The following is a 1,009-nucleotide window of genomic DNA, read 5'->3' on the forward strand; positions in this document are numbered from 1 at the left end:
TAACCTGAGTTCTGGATAAGCAATAGCATTTATTAGACTGCCATCATCTCTAATTCACTTTTAGATATCTTAATACGTGGCTTTTGTTTTTTTACGCAATAGGCCACTATTCCTGAAATGACATTGAGCATGAACCCTGCTTCACTTCGGTGGCGGCTATGCTCTATTTGAGATATGTTTTTTAGTTGGTCATTAACTGTTTCTATTATGTATCTCTTTGATAACATGGCTCTATCGAAAACTGATATTACTTTTATTTTCATATTCTTACGGACAGTAGTGACTAAATCAATATCAGACCTCTTTAGTTTTTCTGTTAACTTATTGCCAATATATCCCTTATCTGCATATAACTTACCCGTTAGATTTCTACATAAATCAGGTATTGGTGTACGGTCATTCGTGTTACCTGGACTGATGTTTAACGCAAGGATTTCACCTTGATGATTAATTAAAAGGTGAAGCTTAAAACCGAAAAACCACCCCATCGTTCCTTTTCCACGTTTTCCTGTCTTAGCAAATACTTTATTTCTAGGAATTCGAATATTGTGGCATACCTTAAGACTCGTCGAATCGACAAATGCAATCCCTGTCGGTTTACCTTTAACTGTTTGGAAATAAGCACACATAGGGACAATAAGTTCAGACATAGTATTGATAAAGCGGGTATAACTGATGAGAGTTGGAAAGTACTCTGTCCAATATCGTTGAACTAAGCCGATGTAGAAGTTCTTGAAATCTCTATGATTTGATTGATGAAATGAGATCATAATGGTCATTCTCTCACCGAAAGACATTGCCGAACTGCGTTTTCGCTTACGAGTCCCATCAGTAATGAGTCGTGTTTCCCATTGAGGTATAAATTGATGACAAAAATCATCGACATCACAAAATAATTCCACTAAGTTATCCATCTGCCCACCTTATGTTGCTTTCAAATCGTTCTTGGTCGAAAGATCTGATCGCTAGGTGGGCATTTAGTTCAATTCCTTAAGCAGAATTGAGGTTA

At 36.7% G+C, this 1,009-nt stretch carries 1 protein-coding gene; it reads right to left on the reverse strand.

Annotated features, from left to right (window positions below):
- Positions 1-32 precede the first annotated feature (32 nt).
- Positions 33-914: an IS982 family transposase gene (locus SP041_RS20695; protein ID WP_025565992.1), complete on the reverse strand. Its 882-nt coding sequence runs from the start codon at positions 912-914 to the stop codon at positions 33-35.
- Positions 915-1,009 lie beyond the last annotated feature (95 nt).

This window comes from Psychromonas sp. SP041 (genome assembly GCF_000470315.2).
Taxonomy (GTDB): Bacteria; Pseudomonadota; Gammaproteobacteria; order Enterobacterales; family Psychromonadaceae; genus Psychromonas.

Excerpts from the sequence above, each read along its gene's own strand:
- SP041_RS20695 (WP_025565992.1), bottom strand. The coding sequence starts at position 914 with ATGGATAACTTAGTGGAATTATTTTGTGATGTCGATGATTTTTGTCAT.